The 4,388-nt window shown below is 56.1% G+C and carries 3 protein-coding genes; all 3 read right to left on the bottom strand.

Going from position 1 to position 4,388, the window contains the following annotated elements:
* Positions 1-67: 67 nt before the first annotated feature.
* Positions 68-1,213 (bottom strand): tyrosine-type recombinase/integrase, encoded by a 1,146-nt coding sequence (locus HMPREF2888_RS08130; RefSeq protein WP_160330570.1) that lies wholly within the window; start codon positions 1,211-1,213, stop codon positions 68-70.
* Positions 1,214-1,403: 190 nt separating this feature from the next.
* The gene (wecB, locus tag HMPREF2888_RS08125; RefSeq protein WP_061926098.1) at positions 1,404-2,615 is read right to left on the bottom strand and encodes a non-hydrolyzing UDP-N-acetylglucosamine 2-epimerase; all 1,212 of its coding nucleotides are present in this window, start codon (positions 2,613-2,615) and stop codon (positions 1,404-1,406) included.
* Positions 2,616-2,738: 123 nt separating this feature from the next.
* Positions 2,739-4,040: an acid phosphatase gene (locus HMPREF2888_RS08120; protein ID WP_061926102.1), complete on the bottom strand. Its 1,302-nt coding sequence runs from the start codon at positions 4,038-4,040 to the stop codon at positions 2,739-2,741.
* Positions 4,041-4,388: the final 348 nt, after the last annotated feature.

The following is a 4,388-nucleotide window of genomic DNA, read 5'->3' as shown; positions in this document are numbered from 1 at the left end:
AGGTGTCTACCAAACAGGGGTCAGGTCCATATACGACAAAAGTGTGTCCGCTGGGGCTAAGACTTCCCTACCGCTCGTCGAGCACAGTGGGCTTTAGTGCCTCAAGGATATCGTTGTGGTCGCCGGTCTTGTTTGCGCGCTTTATGTAGTGCCGGCCGGTGATCGCGGGGCTTGTATGCCCAAGATGTCTGGCAGCCTCCTCGGCCCCCTTTTCGCGGGCGATTACGGTTGCGACGGTGGAGCGGAAAGACTTCAGCTTGATGTGCTTAAATCGCGCGCCACGCGCCTGCCGGAACCTATTGCCGAGGTTGTGCATGCTGTGCATCGTTCCGGCCCTGCTAGGAAAAACATAAGGCACGTTCGGATCGCGGCGGGCAAATCGCTCACGCAACATCTTCGCAAACCATTCAGGGATAACAATTTCGCGAAAGCCGGCCGCGGTCTTCGGTTCCGGCTGCCGGACTAGCTTTCCGTCTTGGTATACGGCACAGCCACTGACAATCATTGTCGCCGGCTTACTATCCAAGTCCACTTCTTCCCACAGCAGCGCGGGAAGTTCGCCCGGACGAATTCCGGTTGCCATGTAGCAGCACACAATCCCTGAAAGGTCGGTACGCTTTCCTTGACTTTCCCAAGCAAGGATCTGCGCAAGGAGCTCATTGAACTCCTCCGGTGTAACCTCAACCGGTTCAGCGCGCGGCAAATGCGGCAGCTGAGCAGTCCGCGCGGGGTTCTGTGCCCATAGCTCAAGCCCTTGCCGCTCAGCTATCGAGAAGGCATGTAAGAGCAGAATTCGCAGATGCCGCGCTGAAGCAAGCGAGCTGTCCGCCACTCGTGACAGCCAAGAATGGACTACGCGCGCCTCACAATCTTCCAGGCGGAGATTCCCCAGCGCTGGAATGCCACGCTCGCCTACGAGAAACCGCCGTGCACGCTGATACATGTTCACGGTTTGAATTCGATTTCCTTGCCCGATTTCCCCAGTGCGCAATGCTTGCAGAGCAATGTCAACCAGCTCCAACACCGTCATCCGCGCAGTGACGGCAAAGCGCTGCTCGTTGAACACCAATGCCCAACCACGCTCTTCCAACAGACGTTGCACTTCTTCCCTGCTGGCGCCAACCTCACTAAGTTCAACGATGGCACCGCTGAAGTCCTTCGTCCGCCCCATGGCCTTCCACCCCGTATCAGTGCGTACTACGTTGTCAATCACAACGCCGCCTACCTTGGGCTCACTATTTTCCTCCATGCTCTATTGGACTGATCAAAAGTGCGATTAGTTCCAATCCCAAATGAAGACTTAAATTTGGCCTACCCACTGAGAAATACAAAACCGCCGCATTGGAACACAATGGGTGTTCCAATGCGGCGGGTAGTTTATGTCAGAGTGAACTGCAGGCTGTTTACTTTTCCAGCTCTTCCTCCGGAGCTACGACCTCTTCAAAACGCGGTACCTCATCCGGCACCAACTCAGTGCTAAAGTCTGGCAAACGCTTTCCTACTTCTAGAAGCTCCGCAATTGCTGCAACCGAGCGCTGAGCGCCCTTACCATCGCCATATGGGTTAACGGCATTAGCCATTGCAGAATAAGCGGCATTGTCATCAAGCAGAAGCTTTGCCTCTGCCACGATAAGCTCACGGTTGGTTCCCACCAGCTTCACGGTGCCGGCGACGACGGCCTCAGGGCGCTCGGTGTTTTGGCGCATGACCAAAACCGGCTTGCCCAAGGAAGGTGCTTCCTCCTGGACTCCGCCAGAGTCGGTCAGGATAATGGCCGCACGGTTCTGGAGCTTGGTGAACTGATCGTACGGAAGAGGATCAGTAATGATGACGTTCTCCAGCGCCTCGACCTCCGGAAGAACTGCTTCGCGGACCTTAGGGTTCAGGTGCAGCGGCAGCGCAAAAATAGTATCCGGATATGTCTTTGCTAGATCCTGTACAGCACCACCGATCTCCTTCATCGCGTCAAGGTTCTCGCGGCGGTGTGTGGTTACAACAACGAAACGCTTGTCCGAGTTAGCGGCCTCAGCAAGAGTTGAATCCGAGAATTCGATGTCCCAAGTTGCTGCTTCAAGGAGAGCATCAATAACCGTATTACCGGTTACAACGATGTCCTTAGAACGAACGTCCTCGCGGCGCAGGTTCTCCATTGCACCTTCAGTCGGCGCAAGGTGCAGGGCTGCAACCTGACCGATGATCTTACGGTTTGCTTCCTCCGGGAACGGGGACAAGATGTTGCCGGTACGCAGTCCTGCCTCCAGGTGAACGATCTGCACACCGCGGTGGAAGCCCGCAAGAGCCGCTGCCATGGCCGTTGATGTATCACCCTGGGAAATGATGACGTCCGGCTCCTCAGCAACGATGATCTCATCGAGGCCGGCAATTGCACGGGAAACAATCTCATTGAGGGTCTGTCCCGGCTTCATCAATCCCAGATCATGCTTGGGGGTAATTCCAAACATGGTGTTTACCTGCTCCAGCATTTCCTTGTGCTGGCCAGTAGAGACTGCAACGGACTCGAAGCGATCATCAGCCTCTAGAGCTTTGATGACCGGTGCGACCTTGATTGCTTCAGGTCGAGTACCGTACACAGTCATAATTTTCGGCTTAGCCATTGTGCTCCTTGGAAGCGTTTTAGGTGTCATACCAACATTTGCTGTCTCGCCAATGATTGCACGTTTCTGTCTCTTCGCGCGCGGGTATGACCAATACTGGGGTGGGTTCCCAATGAAATCGGGTTACTCGGTGACTTGCACCGATCCATCCGCATTGACAGTTACCGTCGCAGCCATGGCCTTTGCCAGATTTAGGCGCTGCCAGGAGCCTGCCTCGCCCTGCCAGTCGAGGGGGTGGCCAGCGGGGTTTGCGGTTTGGCGAAGCACCTCGGCGCGCTGCTCCCAAGTGAGCTCGGGATGGGTTGATTCGAGCAGGACCGGCGCGGCCTTCGGGACAATCATTGGAGCATCGGTGGCATAAGCAGGCTTAAAGCCGTAGTCCAGCATCGGAGCATAACGCTCGGCTGCCTGCTCGTCGGTAGCGTAATTCTTACCCGCATCAGCCTGCTGGGCTACGAGTTCGGAGATGTCCTTGCCAGTGCGCCACTTCATCTCTGCACGGATTTCGGCCGCTGCTTGGTCAAGCGCATCGTGCATACGTGGATCGTTGAGACGGTCGGCTGCTGCCGCCTGACCCGTCATACGGCCACCGATAACGTCGAGCGGATAGTGCACGCCCATGACCACGCGGTGGTTGCCGGCTTCCGCACCGCGCAGCACGAGCTGCGGTGCGACTTCCGGGAGCATGTGGGCCATCAACGTGGTGATCCACGTTGCCTGGTTGGTATGGCCAGACGGAAAGGCTGGCGTGGTGCCGTAATAGTCCTTCTTACCGTCGTTGTACTTGTGAATAGCATCGGGTGCCACCTGGAAAGGACGCCGCATGTTGAAGTAGTACTTCTCCGCGAAGGTAGAGCTAGCTAGTCCACCGGCACGAGCTAGGTAGCCATTTCCCAACAGGTACTCCGTCTTTGGCAGGCGGCGCTCGGCAAGAGCATCGCGGAAAGCGCCGCCAAACTCCTCACCCAGTGCGTCAGAAACCGCAAGCATCACGCCGTCAGTGTCAGCAGCCGCATCTTGCTGAGCGCGCTTAATCAGCGCTGGATCATCGGCAGCAGCGTTGTTGATGGCGATGGCCTTTTCGAGGTTCTCATCCATAATTGGCTGCTGGGTCTTCACATGGTCAAACATGCGGACTACTTCCCAGTAGACGCCGTATTGGTAGGAAGAGACATCGGAAGGAAAGCCAACCAAGTAGTCGGTGGTGAATGGAGTTGGGGTTGGTGCGCCGTCATGCTGGACTGCTGGGGCACCACTGCTCGAACCGGTAACAGCCCCCGTAAGCGCTGGCATCGAAGACGATAGCTGTGCACTAGCCGGCGCAGGGTTCACATGTGCGCCTGCACCCGCTACACCCACTGCCAGAATTGCGGCCGCTACAGAACGGCGGGAAGCAGCAACTATCGAATAACGATGACGAACCATATTTACTTTCTCCATTGAATTAGCAACAAGAACGCACAGAACGCTAGCTGCATAAGGTGGCGAGAAAGTTAAATTTTTCCGGCTAAAAGATGATCTTTTCTGGTGGCGCGATGGATTTAGCTGAGATGGGTTTAGCTTCGAACGTTGCTTACTTCATCTTCGTTCGAATCCGAGCTGACAGGAACAACACCGATGGCGGCCGTGGTCAGGGCGGCCATGGCTATTGCGGCTGATGCCGCTTGCGAGAGACAAGATCGAGCGGTCACGTCTTTAAACTATCGTGCTTAACCCGTGCTGGGAAGCGGTCACAATAAATTTGGGCCTGACCCCGGAAAGTAGACACGTCGG

This window comes from Corynebacterium sp. HMSC077D03 (genome assembly GCF_001808545.1).
In the GTDB taxonomy this organism is placed as follows: domain Bacteria; phylum Actinomycetota; class Actinomycetes; order Mycobacteriales; family Mycobacteriaceae; genus Corynebacterium; species Corynebacterium simulans.
This window is presented reverse-complemented; position numbering and strand designations above follow the sequence as displayed.

Bases quoted from the DNA above. Each gene is read 5' to 3' on its own strand.
- HMPREF2888_RS08120 (WP_061926102.1), bottom strand. From the start codon at position 4,040: ATGGTTCGTCATCGTTATTCGATAGTTGCTGCTTCCCGCCGTTCTGTA.
- wecB (WP_061926098.1), bottom strand. From the start codon at position 2,615: ATGGCTAAGCCGAAAATTATGACTGTGTACGGTACTCGACCTGAAGCA.